The following is a 23,054-nucleotide window of genomic DNA, read 5'->3' as shown; positions in this document are numbered from 1 at the left end:
GCGACTTACCCCCACAGTTCCGGCCGCGCCGGATAAACCAGCGAACCCTCATAAACCAGTCCCGGCTCACGATCCTGCGCCAACAACAGCGGTCCGTCGAGATCGGCAAAGGCTGTACCCTGCGCCGCCAGCACGGCCGGCGCCATGCCGAGCGAGGTGCCGAGCATGCAGCCGACCATGATGGTGAAGCCGAGCCTTTCGGCCTCGGCCTTCATGATGAGCGCTTCGGTCAGGCCACCGGTCTTGTCGAGCTTGATGTTGATCGCATCGTAACGGTCGCGCAGGGCGGCGAGGTCGCGGGTGGAATGCACGCTTTCATCGGCGCAGATCAGCACCGGATGGTCGATGCGGGCGAGGATGTCATCCTTGCCGGCGGGTAGCGGCTGCTCGATCAGCGATATCTTCAGCTCTGCCGCAAGTCTCAGATAATATTCGATATTATAATCGTTCCAGCCCTCATTGGCGTCGATGATGATGCGCGCTTCAGGTGCGGCGGCGCGCACGGCCCTTAGACGCGCTTCGTCGTCCGCCGTGCCGGTCTTGATTTTCAGCAGCGGGCGGCCTGCGTTTTCCGCCGTCTTTGCGGCCATGGTCTCGGGATCGGCAAGTGAGATGGTGTAGGCTGTGACGAGCGGCTTTGCCGCCTGTCCGAGGATGCGCTCGGCAACGGTTTTGCCGCTGATCTTGGCTTCGAGGTCCCACAGCGCGCAATCGACCGCATTGCGGGCGGCGCCGGGTTGCATCGCCTGCTGCAGTTCCTGCCGTGTCACGCCGCCGGCGATCTGCTGCGCCATCGCCTCGATATCGGCGATGACGCCTTCGATGCTTTCGCCATAACGCGGATAGGGCACACATTCGCCAATGCCGGTAAAGGAACCATCGCGGATGGTGCACGTTACGACATCCGCATGCGTGCGGGTGCCGCGTGAAATGGTGAAGCTGCCGGCGACGGGAAAACGTTCTGTTGTGGCTTGAAGGTAACGGGGCATGTTTTTTCACTTCCGATTGGGCGGCAAAAGACACATGACGCCAAATTTATCACGAATTGTCGGCCGTCACTGTGGCTTGCCGGAGGCCAAAACGTTATGAAACCTTTAAGAATCTCGTGACGGCTGCACTCGCTCGGAGCATTATGCAAGAACAGGACACACGGCAACAGGCGAACCCGGCCGCAATCACCGAAGACGATAACGTCTCCGGCGGCGGCTTGCGTTTTGTCATGAGCGGTTCCTGGCGCAACAGCAATCTCGCCGGTGTTTTCCCCAGTCTTGAAAAGATCGAAAAGAGCAAATCCGCCGGCCCGGTGGAGATCGATCTTTCTTCCGTCGAGGCCATCGATACGACCGGCGCATGGATCATCCAGCGCCTGCGCAAGGACCTCGAGGCAAATGGCGCCACCGTCACCGTGACGGGCAATGACCGTATCGAAGAGGTCATCGGCCAATTGCCCGAAAAGGTGGAGATGGAGGGCGAAGCCGCTGCGAAGGCGGGGCTCGCCGAACGTATTTTTGCGCCCATCGGCAAGGCCGTCATCCAGAACGGCGCGGATTTCCTGGCGGGCATGTATATTCTCGGCTCGGCCGTGCGCGGCGCGCAGATGAAGCTCGGGCGCGGGCGCGGCGTCTCGCCGGCGGCGATCGTCAACCAGATCGACCATATGGGCGTGCGCGCCGTGCCGATCATCATGCTGATGTCGTTCCTGATCGGTGCGATCATCGCGCAGCAGGGCGCGTTCCAGCTCCGTTATTTCGGTGCGGAAGTCTTCGTTGTCGATCTCGTCGGCATTCTGCAATTGCGCGAAATTGGTGTGCTTCTGACCGCGATCATGATCGCCGGCCGTTCCGGCAGTGCGATCACGGCGGAAATCGGCTCCATGAAGATGCGCGAGGAAATCGACGCGCTGAAGGTGATCGGCCTCAACCCCGTGGGTGTTTTGGTGTTTCCGCGGCTGGTGGCGCTCACCATCGCGCTGCCGCTTTTGACCATTCTCGCCAATTTCGCAGCACTTTTCGGTGCGGCCATCGTGGCGCTGCTTTATTCCGGCATCACGTTTGAGGTGTTCCTGTCGCGCCTGCATGGCGCTGTCGAGGAATCGACCATTGCCGCCGGCATGATCAAGGCGCCGTTCATGGCGCTCATCATCGGCATCGTCGCGGCAGTAGAGGGCATGAAGGTGGGCGGCTCGGCCGAATCGCTCGGCCAGCACGTCACCTCCTCGGTGGTGAAGTCGATCTTCGTCGTCATTCTGGTGGATGGCCTTTTCGCCATCTTCTACGCAGCCATCGATTTTTAGGGAGGGCGCGTTGGAGAAACTGGATCAGAAACCGCAGGAGACCAGAACCGGTAAAGACGGCCGCGAGGTGGTGCTTTCCGTCGAGGGCGTGACCGTCGGTTTTAACGGCCGCAACGTACTCGAAAATCTCGATCTCGATGTCTATCGCGGTGAAATCCTCGGTTTCATCGGCCCCTCCGGTGCCGGCAAATCCGTGTTGATGCGCGCGATCTTGCGGCTCCTGCCGCGGCAGGCAGGCGCGATCCGCATTCTCGGCACCGATTACGACAAGGCGAGCGAAGACGACCGCATGATGCTCGACCAGCGGCTTGGCGTGCTGTTCCAGCAGGGGGCGCTGTTTTCCGGCCTGACGGTGAAGGAAAACATCCAGCTGCCGATGCGCGAATATCTCGACCTGCCGAAGAAGTTGATGGACGAGCTTGCCTATCTGAAAATCGAGATGGTGGGGCTGAAGCCCGATGCGGGCGACAAGTATCCTTCCGAGCTTTCCGGCGGCATGATCAAGCGCGCAGCGCTTGCCCGCGCGCTGTCGCTCGATCCCGACCTCGTCTTCCTCGATGAGCCGACGTCCGGCCTCGATCCCATCGGGGCGGCGGAATTTGATATGCTGATTGCGCGCTTGCGCGATTCGCTCGGCCTGACCGTTTATATGGTGACGCACGACCTCGACAGCCTCTTCTCCGTCTGTGACCGCATTGCGGTGCTGGGCCAGAAGAAAGTGCTGGTGGAAGGGACATTGCAGGACATGTTCGCCTGCGACGACCCATGGGTGCAGTCCTATTTCCGCGGCAAACGGGCGCGCTCTGTCGTTCTTCCGGACGGCAGACACGAAAATCCGGTGGAGTAACAAGAAGCATGGAAACCAAGGCGAACTACACCATAGTCGGAATTTTCACGCTGATCGTGATCGCCGCCGCATTCGGCTTCGTTTACTGGATGGCGGAATTCGGTCGTGGCGGCCCGACGGCCCAGCTCGTCGTGCGTATTCCCGGCTCCGCGAACGGTCTTTCCGTCGGTTCTCCCGTGCGTTTCAACGGTATTCCGGTCGGCACCGTGCGCGGCCTTGCCATTGACCGCGATGATCCGGCCTATTCCATCGCCTTTACCGAAGTGCAGGCCGATGCCCCGGTTTTCCCGTCCACCCGCGCCGTGCTTGAAATTCAGGGCCTGACGGGTGCTGCCTATATCGAGCTTTCCGGTGGCAACAAGGATGGCGAGCGCATTCTGCAGAAGGCTGTCGAAAGCGGGGTTCCGGCCGAACTGACGGCCGATCTTTCCAGCGTCACTAACCTGCTCGCCACGGCCGATAAAATCCTGAAACGCGCCGATGGCGCCATCGGTGAATTGCAGGGTTTCGTGCAGGATGCGCGTGGCCCGCTGACGCAGACGGTGCGCAATGCCGAGAAATTCTCCGATGCGCTGGCGGCCAATTCCGACGGCATCAAGAATTTCATCGCCAGCCTCAGCTCGCTTTCCACCACGGTGCAGTCGGTCTCGGTCCGTCTCGACGGCACGCTGACCGCCATCGAGGATCTGGTGAAGGCGGTGGATGCTGGCAAGATCGATTCCATCCTGTCGAATGTCGACAAGGTGACGAAGGATGTCGCTTCCGCTTCCAGCGACATTCAGGGCATCATGGAGACGGTGCAGAGCACGGCGCGCAATTTCGAAGCGGCGAGCACGGAAGTGCAGACCGTGGTGAAGCGCGCGGATGAGCTTCTCGCCTCCGTCGATCCCGCCAAGGTGGGCACCGTGGTTGATGACGTTTCCTCTGCGACCGCCGATGCGCGCGATGCCGTGGCGAACTTCAAACGCATCGCCGACGATGTCGGCGCCCGTCGCGCCGATATAGACCAGGCGGTTTCCGACTTCACAGAAATGGGCCGCAAGCTGAACCTTGCCTCCAGCCGCGTCGACGGTATTCTCGCCAAGGTGGACGGCATGCTCGGCACCGATGACGCCAATTCGCTGTTTGCCAAGGCGCGTGAAACGCTGACCTCCTTCAAGGCGGTGGCCGACAATCTCAATGCCCGTATCGGGCCGATTGCCGACAATCTGACCCGTTTCTCCAGCTCGGGCCTGAAGGATTTCCAGGCGCTGATCGGCAGCACGCGGGTCACGGTCGACAATCTCAACAATGCCATCACCAATATCGACCGCGATCCGCAGCGGTTGATTTTCGGCGGCGAAACCGTGAAACAATATGATGGCAGAACAAGGCGCTAAGAGGGGTATGGGCCAATGACACGATTGATGAACGGCCGTCAGCGCCGCGCCCTCATTCTGGCTCCGCTGTTTGCCACCTTGATGGCGGGCTGCGCGGGTGCGCCGAAGAACGATACTTTCGATCTCTCCGTCTCTTCGGCGGCGGTGGCGCAAGGACCTTCGCTGAAAAGCCGGCAATTGCTGATCGCCGATCCGACCGCCCTGAAGGCGCTCGACAGCGAAAACATCGTGGTGCGCCTTTCCGGCTCGGAGGTGCAATATCTCGGCAACTCGCAATGGAGCGACCGCCTGCCGCGCATGGTGCAATCCAAGCTGGTGGAAGCCTTCGAGGATACCGGCAAGCTCGGCGGCGTCGGCCGGCCGGGGCAGGGGCTGGCAATCGACTATCAGGTCGTGACCGATATTCGCGCCTTCGAAATCGATACGGTGAAGAATATCGCCAATATCGAGATGTCGGTGAAACTGCTGAATGACCGCAACGGCACGGTGAAGGCGCAGGACGTGTTCCGCGCCAGCGCCCGCGTCAGCGGTTCCGGCAACGCGAATTTCGTGAAGGCGCTGGATCAGGCCTTTGCCGCCGCCACGCGCGACATCGTGGCCTGGACGCTGAAATCGCTTTAAGCGTTCGGCGTTATTGCCGTCACAGGAAACCGCTTTATGTTCGCGTAGCGCCGGTCACCGATCGGCCTATGCATAATGGTCCCGATCCGTGAGCCCGATCCGTGAGTTGGTGATGCGATTTCTGCTGCTGCTTTGCCTTATCTTTTCCGCCCTGTCTGGAACGGGCGCCGCCATGGCGGCCGGTCTCCGGCTGATCGACATTCCAGCCGCGAATGGCAAAGCTGCCATGAAGGCTGCGGTTTGGTCGCCCTGCGCGGCCGCGCCGGAAGAGGTCAGGATCGGTCCCTTCCTTTTGCCGGCCGTGCGCGATTGCCCTGTTCCTGAAGGGAAATATCCGCTCATCGTCATCTCCCATGGCTTTGGCGGCACCTATTTCAGCCATCGGGACACGGCGGCGGCGCTGGCGGATGCCGGCTTCATTGTTGCGGCGATCAATCACCCCGGAGACAATGCGCTTGAAATGAAGAAGGCCGGAGAGCTTTCCGCGCTGACGGGCCGTCCGGCGGATATTGCCCGGTTGCTCGATCATCTGCTTGAAGGTTTTAGCGAAGCCGGTTCCATCGATGCCGGACGGATCGGCGTCTTCGGATTTTCGCGCGGCGGTTATACCGCGCTGGTGCTTGCCGGCGGCACGCCTGATTTTGCCAATGCCGGGCTGCCCTGTCCCGACCCGCAGGCGCCGATTTGCACGCAGATGCGGCAGAAGACGACATTGCCGCAGCATGGCGGTCAGGATGCGCGGATAAAGGCTGTGGTTGCCGCCGACCCGTTGAATGCCTTTCCCGGCGCAGGCGACCTGAAGAATATCACGATCCCCGTCCAGCTCTGGAGTTCGGAACGCGGCGGCGATGGTGTCGCGCCGCAGGATGTTGCGAGGCTGCGCGACGATCTGCCGGTGAAACCGGACTATCGGATGGTAAAAGGGGCGGGGCACTTTTCCTTTATCACCCCTTGCCCCGCGGAGATGGAAAAGGCCGTGCCCCAGATTTGCAGCGATGCGGCGGGTTTCGACCGGGCGGGGTTTCACCGCAGCTTCAACGCCGAGGTGGTCAGCTTCTTCAAGGCGTCGCTGCGCTGACGTTTTTCCTTTTCGCGCCGGTCAGGCGGCGTCCTGCTGCGACTTCCATTCCGGCAGGGGGAAAACGCGGTCGTAGCTCCAGTTGAAGACGAAAGCATAGACCACGTAAAACAGCGCAAACGAGATATCCATCACCAGCGCGTGGGCAAGGCTGATATTCAGATACCAGGCGATGAAGGGCATCAGCACGATCAGCAGACCGAGTTCGAACAGCACGGCATGGGCGACCCGAAGGGCGGGCGTCTTCAGCGTCGTGCCTTTCAGCCGCTGCATGGCGTGGTCGAAACCGAGATTGTAGACATAGTTCCAGACCGTCGCCAGCGTGGCGCTGACGATGCCGACAATGCCGATATCTTCCATCGGCATGCCAAACAGCAGCGCACCGAGCGGAATGATGAGCAGCAGGCCGATGATTTCGAAGCTGAGAGCGTGGCGGATACGATCTTGCAGGGAACGCATTTCATTCTCCGGTATGTGACCGGGCCGTCCCGCATGCTGTCGCCGATGTGGCCGAGGTCGTCCTCGCGCTGAGGCATATAGAGGTTTTGGGCGAATTTTTCAAGCACTGCGCATTTGGGGTCGCGGATATGGCTGGAAGGTCGCCGCTTGTTTCTTCTCCCCGCCGGGGAGAAGTCCGCGGCAGCGGGATGAGGGGGCGAGGGTGGAGACATTCGGAGAGCTAGCCCCCTCATCCGACCCTTCGGGCCACCTTCTCCCCGGCGGGGAGAAGAAACAACTGGCAGCGCCTCGACCTCTCTCGGAGCAAAGAGAGGGCGATGGGGAACAAGACCGGCGCATTTTCGTTATTGCTTATGGAAGGAGGCGTGCCATGCAGCAGAATTCCTCTGAGGGGAAAACGATAAAGGCCGCCAACACGGCGAAGGTTTCGACTTACACGCCAAGCCTCATTTCTCTTAAGGGAAGTTATGTGGCGATGATATTTCGCAGACCGCTTTGCCGAAATCCGCTGGATGTGCGGAAGAAATAAGGGCAACGGCATTTGCCTGTTGCCTGCCCCCGCACATCGATGATGACGACGACTGTCGAAATGATGATGAGCTTTAGATGTCTCTAAAGTGTGATTTTCAATCCGGCCCGTCTCCACCTAGACTGGAGATCGCCACCAGAGCGAAGGGAGAATGACATGAAATCAGTTCTCATTATCGCCGCTGTCTTTGGTTTTTCCGCCAGTGCAGCGCTTGCGGAATGCGCAGGTCATCAACAGATCAACGCTTCCGTTCCTGCCGTAGACCGTGAATTCAAAACCGCAAGCATCGTTCCGCCGACAGATCCGGTGGAAAAGCCAGTCGTCATCCTGAAAAAGACCGACCGCCTTCCTGCGACGGTTGCGACGACGGGTGAACCAGAAGCCGCAATGCAACGCATGCAATAAACAGGAACAACAACCTCTTCATTCTAAAAATCCCGTGCGTGAGGTGATCCGCACGGGATTTTGCTTTCAGGAGGAAGGCGGGGCAACCGTCGCTTTCACAGCGCCACGCTTGCCGGTTCCTTGCATCGGCGACTAGAGCATTTCCAGTAAAAGTGCGAAGCGGTTTTACGTCCGGAAAATGCGTAAAAACAAAGAGGTAGAGCACGTCCACCGATTCCGTTTAAACCGGGCGTGCTTTAGCTATCGAGTTTCAGCAACAGCTGTTTCGGCCCTTCGTTCTTTTTGAGCACGTAAAGCGGCCGGGTGATGATGACTTCCGTTCGCCGTTGCAGCTCGCGCCGCCGCTCGAGCGCGCGTTCGCGCATATCGCGGGAGCGGGCGACAACGGAGAGGGCATTTTCTATGGCTGCGTCTGCTGTGTTCATCGCTGACCTCCATAATGTTCACTTTATGTTCTCATTATTGGTGGCTTGTGTCAACACTATGGCAGGGTTGCCGGCAGGCGGTTTGGCGCCCGGCACAATGAACGGACGGGCGCGCGACAGGCTGCGTCGGGTGCGCGAGGGATCGGATTTGCCTACACGTCGACCTTCACAGCACGAACCTGTTCCGGCAGTGTCGACAGGGACACTCCGGACCTGCTGTGTTGATTTTTACGATGATGTTTCGATGACGCCGGCGCTGATCCGCCTGGCTTAAGGAGGGTATCAGGAGAGGGGGCGTTGATCCGGCGCGGGAACGCCGCCGGCGGACAATAGATCGGTGAGATGCTCGCTGGCGAGCGCGACGATGGCAAGGGCGGCCTGCTGGCGGTTCCAGCCGGCATGTTCCGCTTTTTCGATCAGCCCGTGAATGGAAGGTTCCAGCGCGAACTGGCACTCGGCCTGATAGTCCATGGTGTCGATCGAAAGCGACGGGGAATTGATTGCGGCCCGCATCCTTTGGTCTCCCTGTTTTCCGTCATGTCCACATACGCGAGACGCAAATCGGAACATGCACATTCAGAGGCCGGTGATATCGGGTATGCTCATGAGGCCCGCATATCACTGGCAGCGAATCCCCCAGCAGGCGGACGTTAGCGGCAAGTCTTGATCGCTGTCAACGCGTGCGCGGCGGCGATGACGTCGCCATCTGCGTTTTCAGAGCCTTCCGTTCCGGAAAGGCTTTCGTCGCCAGATCAGCAGCGCCATCACATAAAGCGCAAAAAGCACGAACCATGTGACGGGCAGTACCATGAAAAGCGCCGCATAAGCGCAATTTCCTTCAAAACAGGAGCCGAGAAATCCGGAATCGGCAAGCGCTGCCGATAATAAAAACGCACATATCCCGCTCCCGACCGCGCCGAGAATGAAAAGCATTATGTTGATGAGCAATCTCATGGTCCCGATCATAAGGACGATTGAGACAGCTTTGGGGAAACGGCGTCACGGAGAGATCTATATTCGCCGTTTCGGCCGCCTTGAGAAGGAATGAACATCTTTTCCCGCTGCAGCGAGTTGATGAAAACATTAAGTCGAATTTTAAATATGACTCGCGTTTTACGGGAATTATGGTTTTATTACTTCGGGGTTATAAATGGGGATTTTCAGATGATCAGGGTCGTTTTTATTACGCTTGCATTTTTTCTCTTCGCCATATCGCCGTCTGTTGCTCAGGATTCAGCTCCTGACTGGAAAAAATTTGCTTCCGAATATTTGACCTATAATGGCCAGGTCCTGACGTTCGACGCGGCAGACCTGCAGCGCCACCAGAACCGCTTGCGTTGCGTAAAAATGAATAATTACGGATGCGTTATGGGGCGGGGCTGGCAAGGGGCAGTTAGCAACGACAGGGTCGGTCATGCCATCTTCGAGCATCCGAAATGGTCGGTGCGCGCAGTTGTCCGGGATTATTGCTCGAAGAACCGCAGGGGATTGCGATCTGCAATGCAGATTGCCGAGACCTACTCACCCTGGTGCGATACGCTGGGCACCGTCGGGGTTCGAAACGGCTGGGGCAGATCATGCACTGGCGGTCCGCAGCCGCCTGCAGGCTTCAAAGGTCCTCTCTGCGCAAAACCCGCAAACGGCACTCCGGTGGCCGGCCAGTGCGGGAGCTGCAATTGCCCCGATGGCGTTGCGCGGGGCATGGCGGCCAGCGTGAACGTCGGGGTCAATGACAATCTTGAGCTTTTCGGTACTGACGGCTCCCCGAATGTCGGCAATCTGGTTGCCGTTCTCGGTAGCAAATTCAGGCGGGAGACCGGTTTTGCGGTCAATGAAGGGCTGATCAAGGAAGGTATCGAGCTGGCGGGGCAATGCCGCTGAGAGGCTTCTAGCTCCGCGTGAACAATGCGCTTTGGGAATACCGACAGAGGCGGCGCAAGCCGCCTTTTTAACGGACGGCGTCCAAGGCTCGCAGCTTGCCCAAGGCTTCATCGGCCCGTATGGCCGACGCTGGCTGTGTCCGTTAATTTTATGATAAATCAAGGAGTTAATGGTGGGTGATGTAGGGCTCGAACCTACGACCCGCTGATTAAGAGTCAGCTGCTCTACCAACTGAGCTAATCACCCGACCGGCACCGTGTGGCGGTGTGAGGGGGCGTATAAAGGGGAAGTTTGGGCTTGTCCAGCGCGGAAATGAAATTTCTTCGATTTTTGTGACGAAAAATTTCAGTCGCGCTGGAAAAGTCTGGAAATCCGGGGTTTTACGGATTTTTCCTTTTATTCATCCGCGCCTGAAAGCCCGGCCGATAAGGATGAGGATGCAGGCGCCGATGAAGCCGGCGATGAGATAACCGAGCCAACCCGTCAAAACGATTCCAAATACCGAAAGGATGGCGTTGGCGACGATCGCGCCGACGATTCCAAGAAGGATGTTCATGAAAACACCCATATTGCTTTTCATGAATTGTTCGGCGAGCCACCCGGCGACACCACCGATGATGATGGCTGCGATCCAGCCTATGCCAGCAGATTCCATGATTTCCTCCCATGTTGCTGCATCATCAAAGGTGATGATTCTCGTGGTGAAAAGCAAGGCAAACTCCTGAAAACCTCGCTTTATGCGGGTGGTTTTCCGCGCCGCAGGCGCTAAAAAGCCTGATGCGGCGCAAAGAGACGAAAGGCATGGATGTGCGGTTGATGTTCGGCGGATTGATGGACGGCAGAAGGGTGTTCGACGGCCTGGTGCGGGATCGGCGGCAAAGGAGCGCCATGGCGGCGATAATGGCCATGGTGCTTTTTCTGGCTGGCGGTCTTTTGTCGGCAATGCCGGCGGCGGCGCAGGGGGAAACAACATCGCCCGCCCCGGTGGCGATCCAGGCCTCGACCGTCGAACAGGCGAGGGCGGAGCTGGAGAAATGGAAGGCCGATGTCGCGGCCATCGCCAAACAGGTGGAAGCAGGCGGCAGCGACGATGTGCAGCTTGTGGACCTGAAGGGCCGCGCCGACACCATTGCCGCCGATGCCGCCGCCGCCAACACCAAGCTGCGCACCCGTCTCGACCAGATCAAGACCCGGCTGGATGCGCTGGGTGCGGCGCCTGCGGACGACCAGCCGCCGGAAGCCAGCATGGTGACGGAGGAGCGAAACCGGCTGACGGCGGAACGGGCCGAGGTGAATGCGATTGCCGGCGAGGTGGAGAGCACGGCCACCAATGCCGCGCAGATTTCCAATAACATCACTGCCGTTCGTCGGGCGCTTTTTGCCGCCACGCTGTTCAAGCGCACCGAAGTTTCGGCGCAGACACTGGGCGACGCCTCCTCCGCCTTTCTGACCGAATTGACCAACCTCAACAACGCTTTCAGCAGTTGGGCGAGCTTTGTCTGGAATTACAAGCGCCTGCCGATGTTCGGGGCGGTGACGCTGTCGATCATGGCCGCCCTGCTGTTTCTCGTGGGCGGTTACCGCTTTTTCGGCAGCCGCATGGACCGGCGCGCCTTTACGGGCGAGCCTTCCTATCTGAGACGGCTTTCGGTGGCCTTCTGGTCCACCATGGTGCAGTCGCTGTCGCTTTTCCTGTTTCTCGTCACCTCCGCCTTCTTCCTCGATAATTTCAACGTGCTGCGGTCAGACATCGCGCCGATCCTGTTCGGGGCGATGGCGATCACCGGTTTCGTTTATTTCGTCTCGCGGCTGAGCTATGCGATCTTCGCGCCGACACAGCCGGAATGGCGCCTTCTGAAGGTGTCCAACAAGGGCGCGCACACGCTGTCCTCGGCCGTGCTTTTAATGGCGCTCGTCAACGGGCTCGATTACCTGCTTGGCACGATCAGCGAGACGCTTTATTCTCCGCTGATCGTCACCGTCGCCAAAAGCTTCCTCGCCTCGATCATCATCGGCCTTATCCTGCTGACCGTATCGTTCCTGCGGCCGGTGATCGGCGAGGGGCAGGATTACGAGACCGGTAACCAGCGCCTGCCGCGCTGGCTCGTCATCTTGCTCCGGGTGGGCGGTCTCGTTCTCATCGGCGCCTGCCTGACGGGTTATGTCGGGCTTGCGCGCTTCCTCGCCACGCAGATCGTCGCCACCGGCGCGGTGCTGGCGACGATGTATATCGGCATTCTCTCGGGCAAGGCGATTTCGCGACAGGGCGCCTTTGCGGAATCGCTTGCTGGCCGTTATCTCGCGCGGCGTTTCGGCCTCGGCGTGGTGGCGCTCGATCAGGCCGGCCTTGCCGCGGGGCTAGGCATCTATGCCGTCGCGCTTGCCTTCGGTGTGCCGCTCATCCTGTTTTCCTGGGGCTTCCAGCCGGGCGATATCGAAAGCTGGGCCTATCGCCTGTTGACCGGCATCACCGTCGGCAATGCCTCCATTTCGCTGATCGGCCTCTTCGGCGGCGTTCTCGTCTTCGCCATCGGTTACATCATCACCCGCTGGTTCCAGAAGTGGCTGGACAATAACGTCATGGCGCGCGGCCAGGTGGATGCCGGGGTGCGCAACTCGGTCAAGACCGGTATCGGTTATCTCGGTATCGCAGTGGCGGCCATCTTCGGCGTTTCCTCCGCCGGTCTCAACCTCTCCAGCCTGGCGCTGGTGGCTTCGGCCCTTTCGGTCGGTATCGGTTTCGGCCTGCAGAACATCGTCTCCAACTTCGTCTCCGGCCTCATCCTGCTGGTCGAACGCCCCTTCAAGGTGGGAGACTGGGTGGTGACAGGCACGACGGAAGGCACCGTCAAGCGGCTTTCCGTGCGCGCCACCGAAATCGAAACCTTCCGTGGCCAGTCGATCATCGTGCCGAATTCGGAATTCATCAATTCCTCGGTCGGCAACTGGACACACCGCAACCGCATCATGCGCGCGGAAATTCCCGTTTCTGTCTCTTACGATTCCGATCCGCAGAAGGTCATGGATATTCTGCTGGAACTGGTGCGCGCCCAGCCGCCGGTGCTGCGCAATCCCGAGCCGCATGTGGAGTTCCTGCGCTTCGGCGATTTTTCGCTGGATTTCGAACTGCGTTTCCACCTTGCCGATCTCTCCAACGGTCTTGGCGTGAAAAACGCGCTCCGCATCGCAATCCTCCAGCGCTTCCGGGAGGAGGGGATCGACATCCCGTTCCCGCAGCGCAACCTCAACATCCACGTGGAAGGCGACGCCAATCCGCAGATGCTGGCGGCGCTGCTTTCGGAGGAGGGCGACAAGGCGGTGGTGGCCCATACGGGCGCGGCATCGCCCGTTGCTGGCACTGTGCCGGAAAAGGATGCGGGCAAGGCAGCTGACAAGACGGGCGACAAGGCCGTTGCGGAACAGCCGACGGCGGCGAAGGTGGTCGGCAAGGATAATTGAGCGGCTGCGGCCGGTGCCGATCATTGGGCCGACGGTATCGGTTCCGGCGGGTGCGGGGCCAAGTCTCGCACCCGGCTGCGTTGCTGTGAATGATGGGTACTTCCCGGGACAGCTTTTTACTTTGATGGAGGTCGGATATGCCCGGCCGCCGTCATGAAAAATAATCGAAATACCCGCAGTGACTGTATTGCTATGTAAACTTTAAGTTGATATATTATGGTTATTATTTAGTTTATTTCTTTCCTGTCGGGGTTCAAATGCCGGATCCAGTCGATGAGAATGCCCAGCCTGCCCAGCCTGCCCAGCCTGCCCAGCCTGCCCAGCCTGCCCAGCCTGCCCAGCCTGCCCAGCCTGCCCAGCCTGCCCAGCCTGCCCAGCCTCCGGGCCCGGTTCCTGCAAAAACATCTCTTCGGGAGAAGCTGAAGGGGCTTTGGGCGTGGACGCAGCCCCATGCCGCCCGGCTGTCCCTTCTGACGGCGGGGGTAGTTATCGGCTCGGCGGGTCTGTTTTTCCTGATGGGTGAAGCGGATGTGACCGACGATTACCTGCCCAAACGCTGGAATGAATCCATCCGACGGCTCGGCATAACGCCGGTCTATCCGCCCCAGGAGGACATCTACGTCGGCGATATCATCGCCGAAGTCGTAGATTCAGGCCATAAGTTTAAATCGCTGCCGGACGATCTCCAGAGCGAATCCTTCATTGGCCGCTACGTCAAGGTGACGCAGATACCGGATCTTCGACAATACCTTTCCCTGAAATCGGAAGCCCCTTATTTCGGTGACAATACCTGGCAGCAGGGTGAGGAGAAGCTTGCCCTTTCGCAGCCGCGCAGCGAAGTCCAGAATAATGGCACGACCTCGGGTCTTGAGGTGAAGGATGTGCTTTTCCCGGTTATCAAGATCGAGCGAAGGGAAGGCATGGCCGGGCTCTGGAACACTATCGGTTTCGGCGGCGCGCGTGCTGATGTCGAGGAAATCGAGCTGCAGAACGTCCAGACCTACGCCATCAATCCTTTTCACGCTCAATACGCATTGATTCAGTTTTGTGCCGGCGAGAAAACGCAACTCCTTTGTAACGATGAATATCTGCGCGAGAAGCTCTCCTATATTCTCGGCCGCGACATCTTGAGGAGTGCGGAAACCAAAGATTGCGGTCTGCGCTACATCTACGACATCCGGCTGATTGTGGTGCGGCAGGCATTTCTGACTCGCGGCGTGAAGGTCACCAACGGGCGTGGTCGGCTGATCGAAGCCAATCTGGCCAGCCGTCGGCCCGACATGGAGAAATTGCAGGACGTTGTGACGTCATCGGCCACGGAACCGCCCAAAGACGTTCCGGCAGAGGCCGCCATAAAGGACAGGCTTGCGGCTGAAAACGCCATCCGCAGCGCCAATAGTTCGGGCCTATTTTCTGATCGTCGTTTTGCGCGGCCACTAGTTATCGGGTTCAATTCCGTTTCACTGGGTATGCGTGGCAGCACGCCTGCTTGGAGGGACGATCTGGCGAAGGCCTCCGCTGATAAAAAAGTAAAAGGCACCGTGCTGGCATGTGCGACCTCAACGGAGGCAGGGAAATGAAAAGCGCTTCGATTTTTTTCGGACTTGCCGTTTCATTCTTGATGAATTCGCAAGAGGTGTTTGCACAGCCTGCCAATGGTGTCTTCCTCCCATTTGCCATAGACTGCCGATATGAGATTCCACCTTGCGAGCCTCCACCACCGCCCGGTCCCAGAAGTCCTATTCCCATTCCACCACCGGCACCGGGCGGCGGCGGTATCCATAACTTGCCGGGCGCCCCCGTGCTCAAGGAAACGATTATTATCCCAGGCAACAATATGCTGAAGGACTTCAAGCTGGATGAGCCTAAAATGCTCGATATGCAGAAGGAGCTTCAGAACAGGTGGTCCAAATAGGCATCTGCTGGTCTTTGGGTGCCACGAGGTTTGAAAATCCTCGACGCTGCCATGGGCAGGTATTTTTCCGACATCCTCTCATTCGTCGTCCTGCTGGGCGGCGGCAATACGAAAGCCCACCCCGATGGCGGCAATTTCTTCCCTGTCGCAGCACCCTATGGCCATGTCGCAATCAGGCGGCTGAACAACCCGCAAGCGCTTCATATTCCTCCCATCCAATGTCGGCGGAATAAGGCAAGGCCGGCGCTTTTCAGGGGTTCTGTAAATGAAGACACATGCACGGGCGGTGGTGATCGGTGGCGGCGTCGTTGGCGTTTCGACGCTTTATCATCTTGCCAAGAAGGGCTGGAGCGACAGCGTTCTCATCGAGCGCAAGGAGCTGACCTCGGGTTCCACCTGGCATGCGGCCGGGCTTCTGCCGCTGTTCAACATGAGCTATTCCGTTGGCCAGATTCACAAATATTCTGTGAAGTTCTATGAGGAGCTTCAGGAAGAGACCGGCATGAATGTCGGCTTCTCCAAGGTCTCGAATATCCGTCTCGCCCGCACCAAGGATCGCTGGGACGAATATATGTATTATGCCGGCATTGCCGAGACCATCGGCGTGCGCGTCAACATGCTGACGCCGGAGCAGGTGAAGGAAATCTGGCCGCTCTGCGAGACGGACGGCCTGCTTGGCGCCATCCAGCATCCGGATGACGGTTATATCCAGCCTGCCGATCTGACTCAGGCGCTCGCCAAGGGCGCGCGTGATCGCGGGGCGACCATCTATCGCAACACCACCGTCACCGCCATCGAGCAGCTTGAAGACGGTCACTGGAAGGTGACGACCGACAAGGGTGAGATCATCGCCGAGCATATCATCTCCTGCACGGGCTCCTTCGCCCGCAAGACCGGCGAGATGGTCGGCATCAACATTCCGGTCATTCCGGTCGAGCATCAATATATCGTCACCGAGCCGCACCCGGCCATTCAGGAGCGTCGTCGCCAGGGCCTGCCGGAAATGGGCGTGCTGCGCGAATCCGACTCCGCCTGGTATATGCGCGAGGAAGCGGGCGGCCTGATCCTCGGTCCTTATGAAGTCGGCGCGCCGGTCTGTTATGTCGACGGTCCCTCCGACGACAGCGAATATGAACTGTTCCAGGAAGAACTCGACCGCCTGATGCCGCATATCGAAACCGCCATGGTGCGCGTTCCGGCCTTCGGCGAAGTGGGCATCAAGAAGGTCTATAACGGTGCTATCGCCTATACGCCTGACGGCAACCCGATTGTCGGCCCCGCACCGGGCCTGAAGAATTTCTGGCTGAACGAAGGCCATTCCTTCGGCATCACCGCTGCCGGCGGTGCCGGCTGGCAACTGGCCGAATGGATCGTCGATGGCGAGCCGACGCTCGACCTGATGGGTGTCGACCCGCGCCGCTTCGGCCCTTACGCTACGGAAGGTTACCTCATCGCCAAAAACGAGGAAGCCTATGCCAACGTCTTCACCATGCATTACCCGGACGAAGAGCGCTCCGCCGCCCGTCCGCTGAAGACGACGCCGGTTTATGACCGCCTGAAGAAGCTCGGCGGCGTGTTCGGCTCGGTTTATGGCTGGGAGCGCGCCAACTGGTATGCGCCGGAAGGTTATGCGCTGCGCGAGGAAGACCTCGGCGTCGGTGCGGATGTCATCACCAGCCACAACCATGCGCCGGCCTTGGATGACGGCCGTATCGTCGAGAAATGGTCGTTCCGCCGCTCGAATTATTTCGAACATGTCGGCAACGAGGTGAAGAATGTTCACCAGAATGTCGGCGTGCTCGATATGTCGGCCTTCGCCAAGATGGAGGTTTCCGGCCCCGGTGCGCGGGCATGGCTCGACAGCATTCTCGCCAATGCGGTGCCGAAGAAGCGCGGCCGTATCGCGCTCACCCATCTTCTGACACCGAATGGCGGCGTGAAGGCGGAATTCACGGTCTATGAATGGGCGCCGGGCCGCTTCTACATGGTTTCGGCCGGTGGTCTCGAAGCGCATGACCATGACGTGCTGCGCCGCCTTGCACCCACCGATGGTTCCGTGGTGCTGCAGCCGATCACGCAGAAATACGGCGTGCTGGTTCTTGCCGGCCCGAAGTCGCGCGATCTCCTGAAGAAGCTGACCCGCACCAGCCTTGAGAACAAGGATTTCCCCTGGCTCACCGGCAGGCAGATTTCCGTTGGCGTGGCGACGGCGCATGCGCTGCGCGTCAACTTCGTGGGCGAACTTGGCTGGGAACTGCACCACCCGATCGAGATGCAGAACTATATCTTCGACCGGCTGATGGAAGCGGGCGCCGAATTCGGCATCAAGCCCTTCGGTATCCGCGCCATGGTATCGATGTCGCTCGAAAAATCCTATCGCAACATGGGTCGCGAGCTTTCGGTCGAATATAACGCCTATGAATCGGGTCTCGACCGCTTCCTGCGCCCGGAGAAGAGCTTCATCGGCCGCGATGCGCTGGTGGCCTATAAAGAGGCCGGCGTGAAGTGGGTGTTCTCGACGCTGACCGTATCAGGCAATACGGATGTCGATGCGCGCGGTTCGGAGGCGATCTTCGATGAAAGCGGCGCGCTTGCGGGCCGCGCGACAAGCGGCGGTTTCGGCTGGCGTCTCGGCAAATCCATCGCGCTCGCCATGCTCAAACCGGAATATGCGGCCGTGGGCACCAAGCTCAAGATTCGCATTCTCGGTACGTCCTACGATGCCGAAGTGGTGGAAGAAAGCCCGTTCGACACGGATAATGCGCTTCTGCGCGCCTGAGACAAAATATCCCCTCCCAAAGTCGGAATACGGCCCCTCGTGGGCCGTATTTCCGTTTAGGTAAGCATGTGCTCAACTGCTTTTCCGGAAAAAGTGTTATTAATGATTCTGAAAAATGAGCCTGCTATCTTTCCCTGACATACGATGGGGGATCGGGGCAGAATGAATTTTCTAGGCATTACGGGCATGCAATATTCTGGCGTGCCTTTTACCAACAGCCGCATCTTGCTGGCGGAAGATACCAATGTGTTCACCCAGATGGTGAGCATGCGCCTGAAAGAACTGCTGGGCGTTACCGTGGAAGTGTGCCGCAATTTCGAGGAATTGCAGGCCTGTTACGAACATTCTCCCGAACCGGTGACGCTGGCGATTTCCAACATCAACCTGCCGGGGGCGGAAAAGGGCGAGGCGCTGGAATATCTGATCGATCTTTCGATCCCGACCATCGTTTTCACCAGCACTTTTCATGAGGCGACGCGCGAAACGCTGATCGCCAAGGATGTGGTCGATTATATTCTGAAGGACAATATTTTCGCCGTGGATATGCTGACGGAATCCGTCTGCCGCTTTCTCACCAACCATCGCCATCACGTGCTGATCGTCGATGACAGCCCGACGGCGCGGGCGCTGCTTTCGAGCCGTCTCAAGCGCTATAATTTTCGCGTCAGCCTGGCCGACAGCGGTGCGAAGGCGCTCGATATCCTGAAGGCCAATCCCGATATCGGCCTCGTGGTGACCGATTACAACATGCCCGATATTGACGGCTTCGAACTGACGCGGCGCATCCGCACCGTGCGCGGGTCGCATGAGCTGCGCATTATCGGGGTGTCTTCCTCCACCAACCGGCTGCTTTCGGCGCGGTTCCTGAAGGCGGGCGGCAATGATTTCATGCTGCGGCCCTTCATCGACGAGGAGTTTTATTGCCGGGTCAACCAGAACCTCGATACGCTGGTGCAGATACAGCTGGCGAAAGCGGGGGTAAGGCCGGCGGCCTGACCCAGGCTTTCCCCGTTAAAGCTGTGATTCCAGCGGCAGGAAGCGCATGATACCGGCGACGATGCGGCGGCTGATGGTGGCGTCGGGTTCGCGCCGGTATGTCCTTGTCCGCCCCTGTTCTTCCGTCATCCAGACGATGTGCCTGCCTTTGTCGATTTCCAGCTCGAAACTCATGGTGCGACGGATTTCGCCCGCGAATATCTCGTCCATGCGGGCAACCAGCGGGGCCGAGTTGAACACGACGCCCATTTCCGTATTGAGCGAGGCGGAACGCGGATCGAAATTGAGCGAACCGATATAGCCGGTCCTGCCATCGCGGGTGAAAGCCTTGGTGTGCAGGCTCGCCTGTCCCGAGCCGCGCAGGGTGAAGTTCGACTGATCCGCCTGCGCGCGCAGCTCGTGCAGGCGCACCCCGCCGGAGAGAAGCGGTTTTCGATAGCGGGCATAACCGGCGTGCACGGCGGCCACATCCGTCGCGGCCAGCGAATTGGTGAGGATGGCGACCGACACGCCGTTCTCGGCGAGCTGTAGAAATATCCCCACGCCCTGTTTGCCGGGAATGAAATAGGGGGAGGTGATGTGCAGGCTGTCGCTTGCCGCCTGCATCAGTGGCAGCAGGCTTTCCATCAGGAAGTTATGACCCTTGCGGCGCTTGCCCGCCGCCTTTTCCGGCGGGTCGGCGAGGATATCCGCCGCCTCGACCCAGTGCAGACGGTCCGACATCAGGAAATGGTCGCGGCCATACTGGCTTTCGACGCGCTCCAGATAGGGTTTTGCCGCTTCGCTTTTCGGCAGGGCGTCCAGCTCGCGCCGCAGCCTTGCGAGTTTGCTCGGCCTGCGCGCCAATAGCGAACGCACGGGCACGGAAACGGCACTGTTCCAGTAATCGTCGAAGATTTCGGTGGCGTCGGCGACGATCCTGCCGAAGCCGAGAATATCGAAATCGTGGAAATTCGCCCGTTCGGCGGCGTCGAAATAGGCGTCGCCAATGTTGCGCCCGCCGACGATCACGGCCCGGCCATCGGCAATCCAGGCCTTGTTGTGCATGCGCCGGTTGACGCTTCGGAAGCGCAGCACCAGTTCGATGCTTCGATGCAGGATGTTTTCCCGCGCCCGGGTGGGGTTGAACAGTCGCAACTCGATATTCGGATGGCTGTCGATGGCGTGGAAGATGCGGTCGGAGATGGAGACGCCGAGATCGTCGAGCAGCAGGCGCACGCGCACGCCGCGATCGGCGGCGGCGATGACTTCACGCATCATCAGCCGTCCGGTCAGGTCGGCATTCCACATGTAATACATCAGATCGAGGCTGCGCCCGGCAGCACGCGCCGCCGCCACGCGCACCGCAAAGGCATCGAGGTTGGAATGCAGCAGGCAGAGCGCATTTTTCTCGTTCCAGCCGTTTCTTATCGATTGCCAGTGCCGGTCCAGCGTCGTTGCGTCTTCGGCAAGGGGCAGGGCGGTGGAGGGGCGCTTGGGAATGGCCTTTTCCCGCTGTTTGCCGATGACGACGAACAGGCTCGGCCCGATGACCATAAGAAGAATGACGATGAAGACCGTAAATGCAGTCACTTGTTTTGATCGCTCCCGGCCCGAAGAGTATCAGGCGGGATGAGAACGCGCGAGCGGATAAAGCGTTCACGGCATCTTGTGCCATCGGCGTGAAAAAGGCGCGTTTTCCACGCGCCGAAAGGGCTTGTGAATCACATAAGTGTGTGCTTATGTGTTGTCATGACAGAGAACGATATTTTCCGGGCGCTTGCCGATCCGACGCGCCGCGCCATTTTCGAAAAGCTGGCGGATGGCGCCATGAACGCTTCCGCCCTGCGTGAGGGGATCGAGATCAGCCAGCCGGCCATGTCGCAGCATCTTTCAGTGTTGCGCGGGGCAGGGCTGGTGGTCGAGAAGCGGCAGGGCCGTTTCGTCAATTATGAAGTGGATCCGGACGGGCTGACGCGCATTGCGGCCTGGCTCGGCAAATATCGCGCCTACTGGCCGCAGCGCATTGAGGCTCTCAAACTCCTGCTGAAGGATATGGACCAATGAACAGGCAGACACCGGAAGCGCCGAAAAACGGCATCGAGCTTGAATATGATCTGGACGAGCCGCCGCAAAAGGTCTGGCGCGCCATCAGCATTCCGGCGTTTCGTGAAAACTGGCTGCCGAAGGAGGCTTTGGCGGAGCCCGATGCGATCGATATCAAGCCCGGCGAGGAGGTTCGCTACCGGCTGCGCGAGAACAATCCGCCATTTCTGGAAAGCACCGTCACCTTCAGGATCGCGGCGAATGCCCATGGCGGCACCAGCCTGCGCATCATTCATGATCTGCCCGTCAATACCGGCCGGATGATAAAGGCCGCTGCAAACCATAATGGTTCGCCGATCAAGCTCGCCGCCTGATCCCGAACGTTCCCCGACATTTCAACGACAGGAGTTCGCCGATGCGCGAAGCGATGCAACTCGTCCCTATGGTAGTCGAACAATCGTCAAGGGGAGAAAGGTCTTTCGATATCTATTCCCGGCTGTTGCGGGAAAGGATCATCTTCCTCAACGGCGAGGTGAACGATGCGGTTTCGGCGCTGGTCTGCGCGCAATTGCTGTTTCTCGAGGCGGAAAACCCGAAGAAGCCGATCCATCTCTATATCAATTCGCCGGGCGGTGTGGTGACCAGCGGTCTCGCCATGTATGACACCATGCATTATATCCGCGCACCGGTTCATACGCTCTGCATGGGAACGGCCCGCTCCATGGGGTCGTTTCTGCTGATGGCGGGTGAACCGGGCGAGCGGAGCGCCCTTCCCAATGCAAGCATCCACATTCATCAACCGCTGGGCGGTTTCCAGGGGGCAGGCTTCGGACATGCTGATCCATGCCGAAGAGATGAAGCAGACGAAGCACCGTATGACGCGGCTTTATTCCGAGCATTGCAAACACAGCTATGAAAAATTCGAAGCGGCCATGGACCGGGATTTTTTCATGACGGCGGAGCAAGCTCTGGAATGGGGCCTGATCGATCGCATTCTGGGCGTTCGTGAGGATGTCGCGGCATAAGGCCGGACGCTTATTCGGATTTCCTGCTGATATTGGCGCCCACAGGCGGGACCTCCAGACTGCGCCGGTCCAATTGTGCAAGTACCTCGCCGAAACCGAAGCGGGATGTCCAGCCCAGACCCTCTGCGGCGCGGGCGGGCGAATAGATCCGGTCAATCGTTTCAGGCAGCGCCCATCCCCTTTGCGCGAAAGCGTCGGCGAGGGCCGGGGTCCGCTGCCGGAGAACGGAAGCGGCATCCTTGGCGAGGCTGTCGCAGTCATCGGCGGAAAACGGGGTGGTTGCCGATATGATATAGCGCTGGAAATCGTTTCCCGCATTGGTCAGCGCCAGCACATGGGCATCGGCGACATCGCGGATATCGACGCCGCGATGCAGCCTGTAGGCCGCCATCACGTCGGCGGGCTCCGGGAAACTTCTGGACATGCGAAGCACGCGCACGGCGAGATGCGGGCCCGCCATCGCCTCCAGCATCTGCTCGGCTTCGAGTTTGGTGCGGTGATAGATGCTCCTCGGCCGGGGCGGCGTCTCTTCATCGATGAAGGTGCAGGCCCCTGCGGAAACCGCGTGTCCGTAAAGCGCCGTAGTGCTGGTATAGACCAGCCTCGGCACGCCCGCCGCCATTGCCGCTTCCGCCACCATGCGGGCTCCGTCGACATTGATACGCTGGAATTCCGTGTCCGGAACAATGCCGACATGCGGGGCGTGGAGCGCTGCCGTATGGATCACCGCATCCGCCTGTTCGAAAGCGGAGCGCAGGAGCGCCTTGTCCGCGAAATCGCCGACGATATGGGTGGTGGAAAAGGGGGAGCGATCCATGCCGACGACATCATGCCTGCCGGCCAGTGCACTGAAAATCGCGCGGCCGACCCGACCGGAACTGCCCGTCAGCACTATCCGCATGATGTTGCCTCCACATCAACACAAAAGGCAGCGCCAT

Annotated in this window: 23 protein-coding genes, 1 tRNA gene and 1 pseudogene; 16 read left to right on the top strand and 9 right to left on the bottom strand. The window is 59.5% G+C overall.

Features of this window, described 5'->3' with window-relative positions:
- Positions 1 to 5: 5 nt before the first annotated feature.
- Positions 6 to 989 (bottom strand): N-acetyl-D-Glu racemase DgcA, encoded by a 984-nt coding sequence (gene dgcA, locus ACQZ60_RS08060; RefSeq protein ID WP_035260342.1) that lies wholly within the window; start codon positions 987 to 989, stop codon positions 6 to 8.
- A gap of 143 nt (positions 990 to 1,132) precedes the next feature.
- On the opposite strand from dgcA, the gene ACQZ60_RS08055 reads away from it, so the two are divergent.
- The 5 genes from ACQZ60_RS08055 to ACQZ60_RS08035 all read left to right on the top strand — a co-directional run bounded on the left by ACQZ60_RS08055 (position 1,133) and on the right by ACQZ60_RS08035 (position 6,218).
- Complete coding sequence (locus ACQZ60_RS08055) at positions 1,133 to 2,293, top strand: ABC transporter permease (RefSeq protein ID WP_020810472.1); 1,161 nt, start codon at positions 1,133 to 1,135, stop codon at positions 2,291 to 2,293.
- A 10-nt stretch (positions 2,294 to 2,303) separates the two neighbouring features.
- Positions 2,304 to 3,140 (top strand): ABC transporter ATP-binding protein, encoded by an 837-nt coding sequence (locus ACQZ60_RS08050; RefSeq protein ID WP_035223193.1) that lies wholly within the window; start codon positions 2,304 to 2,306, stop codon positions 3,138 to 3,140.
- 8 nt (positions 3,141 to 3,148) lie between these two features.
- A complete protein-coding gene (locus tag ACQZ60_RS08045; RefSeq protein WP_020810470.1) occupies positions 3,149 to 4,519 on the top strand; it encodes an MlaD family protein in 1,371 nt (456 codons plus the stop codon).
- 15 nt (positions 4,520 to 4,534) lie between these two features.
- Entirely contained in the window at positions 4,535 to 5,140 is a 606-nt protein-coding gene (locus ACQZ60_RS08040; RefSeq protein WP_020810469.1) for an ABC-type transport auxiliary lipoprotein family protein, read from the top strand.
- A gap of 112 nt (positions 5,141 to 5,252) precedes the next feature.
- Positions 5,253 to 6,218, top strand: a complete 966-nt coding sequence (locus ACQZ60_RS08035) for an alpha/beta hydrolase family protein (RefSeq protein WP_448735030.1) — start codon at positions 5,253 to 5,255, stop codon at positions 6,216 to 6,218.
- A 21-nt stretch (positions 6,219 to 6,239) separates the two neighbouring features.
- On the opposite strand, the gene ACQZ60_RS08030 is transcribed toward ACQZ60_RS08035, so the two are convergent.
- A complete protein-coding gene (locus ACQZ60_RS08030; protein WP_080851886.1) occupies positions 6,240 to 6,677 on the bottom strand; it encodes a PACE efflux transporter in 438 nt (145 codons plus the stop codon).
- Between the two features lie 370 nt (positions 6,678 to 7,047).
- On the opposite strand from ACQZ60_RS08030, the gene ACQZ60_RS08025 reads away from it, so the two are divergent.
- Together ACQZ60_RS08025 and ACQZ60_RS08020 are read left to right on the top strand one after the other, a co-directional pair.
- On the top strand, positions 7,048 to 7,206 hold the full coding sequence (locus ACQZ60_RS08025; RefSeq protein WP_448735029.1) for a hypothetical protein: 159 nt from the start codon (positions 7,048 to 7,050) through the stop codon (positions 7,204 to 7,206).
- A gap of 156 nt (positions 7,207 to 7,362) precedes the next feature.
- Positions 7,363 to 7,611, top strand: coding sequence for a hypothetical protein (locus tag ACQZ60_RS08020; protein ID WP_003524756.1), 249 nt, complete (start codon positions 7,363 to 7,365; stop codon positions 7,609 to 7,611).
- Positions 7,612 to 7,847: 236 nt separating this feature from the next.
- On the opposite strand, the gene ACQZ60_RS08015 is transcribed toward ACQZ60_RS08020, so the two are convergent.
- The 3 genes from ACQZ60_RS08015 to ACQZ60_RS08005 all read right to left on the bottom strand — a co-directional run bounded on the left by ACQZ60_RS08015 (position 7,848) and on the right by ACQZ60_RS08005 (position 9,002).
- On the bottom strand, positions 7,848 to 8,036 hold the full coding sequence (locus ACQZ60_RS08015) for a hypothetical protein (RefSeq protein WP_448735028.1): 189 nt from the start codon (positions 8,034 to 8,036) through the stop codon (positions 7,848 to 7,850).
- A 282-nt stretch (positions 8,037 to 8,318) separates the two neighbouring features.
- Positions 8,319 to 8,549, bottom strand: coding sequence for a hypothetical protein (locus ACQZ60_RS08010; protein ID WP_003524760.1), 231 nt, complete (start codon positions 8,547 to 8,549; stop codon positions 8,319 to 8,321).
- A gap of 201 nt (positions 8,550 to 8,750) precedes the next feature.
- Positions 8,751 to 9,002 (bottom strand): hypothetical protein, encoded by a 252-nt coding sequence (locus tag ACQZ60_RS08005; RefSeq protein WP_448735027.1) that lies wholly within the window; start codon positions 9,000 to 9,002, stop codon positions 8,751 to 8,753.
- A 78-nt stretch (positions 9,003 to 9,080) separates the two neighbouring features.
- Here ACQZ60_RS08005 and ACQZ60_RS08000 point away from each other — a divergent pair, with 78 nt between their 5' ends.
- Entirely contained in the window at positions 9,081 to 9,917 is an 837-nt protein-coding gene (locus tag ACQZ60_RS08000; RefSeq protein WP_448735026.1) for a hypothetical protein, read from the top strand.
- A 170-nt stretch (positions 9,918 to 10,087) separates the two neighbouring features.
- Here ACQZ60_RS08000 and ACQZ60_RS07995 read toward each other — a convergent pair.
- Positions 10,088 to 10,163 (bottom strand) — tRNA-Lys (locus ACQZ60_RS07995).
- Between the two features lie 154 nt (positions 10,164 to 10,317).
- Positions 10,318 to 10,572 carry a GlsB/YeaQ/YmgE family stress response membrane protein gene (locus tag ACQZ60_RS07990; RefSeq protein ID WP_003524764.1) on the bottom strand — a complete coding sequence of 85 codons (255 nt, stop codon included), beginning with the start codon at positions 10,570 to 10,572 and terminating at the stop codon, positions 10,318 to 10,320.
- A 122-nt stretch (positions 10,573 to 10,694) separates the two neighbouring features.
- Between ACQZ60_RS07990 and ACQZ60_RS07985 the strand changes: the two genes are divergently transcribed.
- From ACQZ60_RS07985 to ACQZ60_RS07965, 5 genes are all read left to right on the top strand, one after another.
- A complete protein-coding gene (locus ACQZ60_RS07985) occupies positions 10,695 to 13,376 on the top strand; it encodes a mechanosensitive ion channel domain-containing protein (protein WP_448735025.1) in 2,682 nt (893 codons plus the stop codon).
- 257 nt (positions 13,377 to 13,633) lie between these two features.
- Positions 13,634 to 14,956, top strand: coding sequence for a hypothetical protein (locus tag ACQZ60_RS07980; protein WP_448735024.1), 1,323 nt, complete (start codon positions 13,634 to 13,636; stop codon positions 14,954 to 14,956).
- Complete coding sequence (locus ACQZ60_RS07975; RefSeq protein WP_425647285.1) at positions 14,953 to 15,291, top strand: hypothetical protein; 339 nt, start codon at positions 14,953 to 14,955, stop codon at positions 15,289 to 15,291. The genes ACQZ60_RS07980 and ACQZ60_RS07975 overlap by 4 nt, the downstream gene beginning before the upstream one ends.
- Positions 15,292 to 15,556: 265 nt before the next feature.
- Entirely contained in the window at positions 15,557 to 18,070 is a 2,514-nt protein-coding gene (locus tag ACQZ60_RS07970) for a GcvT family protein (protein ID WP_065115789.1), read from the top strand.
- Between the two features lie 162 nt (positions 18,071 to 18,232).
- Positions 18,233 to 19,066 carry a response regulator gene (locus ACQZ60_RS07965; protein WP_003524770.1) on the top strand — a complete coding sequence of 278 codons (834 nt, stop codon included), beginning with the start codon at positions 18,233 to 18,235 and terminating at the stop codon, positions 19,064 to 19,066.
- Between the two features lie 15 nt (positions 19,067 to 19,081).
- Here the strand turns inward: ACQZ60_RS07965 and ACQZ60_RS07960 are convergent, their stop codons facing one another.
- On the bottom strand, positions 19,082 to 20,638 hold the full coding sequence (locus tag ACQZ60_RS07960) for a phospholipase D family protein (protein ID WP_020809894.1): 1,557 nt from the start codon (positions 20,636 to 20,638) through the stop codon (positions 19,082 to 19,084).
- A gap of 159 nt (positions 20,639 to 20,797) precedes the next feature.
- Here ACQZ60_RS07960 and ACQZ60_RS07955 point away from each other — a divergent pair, with 159 nt between their 5' ends.
- The 3 genes and pseudogenes from ACQZ60_RS07955 (at position 20,798) to ACQZ60_RS07945 (ending at position 22,116) form a co-directional block, all read left to right on the top strand.
- Positions 20,798 to 21,112, top strand: coding sequence for an ArsR/SmtB family transcription factor (locus ACQZ60_RS07955; protein ID WP_003524773.1), 315 nt, complete (start codon positions 20,798 to 20,800; stop codon positions 21,110 to 21,112).
- A complete protein-coding gene (locus ACQZ60_RS07950; RefSeq protein ID WP_304982659.1) occupies positions 21,109 to 21,465 on the top strand; it encodes an SRPBCC family protein in 357 nt (118 codons plus the stop codon). The genes ACQZ60_RS07955 and ACQZ60_RS07950 overlap by 4 nt, the downstream gene beginning before the upstream one ends.
- A gap of 41 nt (positions 21,466 to 21,506) precedes the next feature.
- Positions 21,507 to 22,116, top strand: a pseudogene (locus ACQZ60_RS07945) (ATP-dependent Clp protease proteolytic subunit).
- A 10-nt stretch (positions 22,117 to 22,126) separates the two neighbouring features.
- Here ACQZ60_RS07945 and ACQZ60_RS07940 read toward each other — a convergent pair.
- Positions 22,127 to 23,017 carry an NAD-dependent epimerase/dehydratase family protein gene (locus ACQZ60_RS07940; protein WP_448735023.1) on the bottom strand — a complete coding sequence of 297 codons (891 nt, stop codon included), beginning with the start codon at positions 23,015 to 23,017 and terminating at the stop codon, positions 22,127 to 22,129.
- Positions 23,018 to 23,054 lie beyond the last annotated feature (37 nt).

This window comes from Agrobacterium sp. 22-223-1, assembly GCF_053522385.1.
Note: the sequence above shows the minus strand (reverse complement) of the source record. Positions and strands in the feature narration are given on the sequence as shown.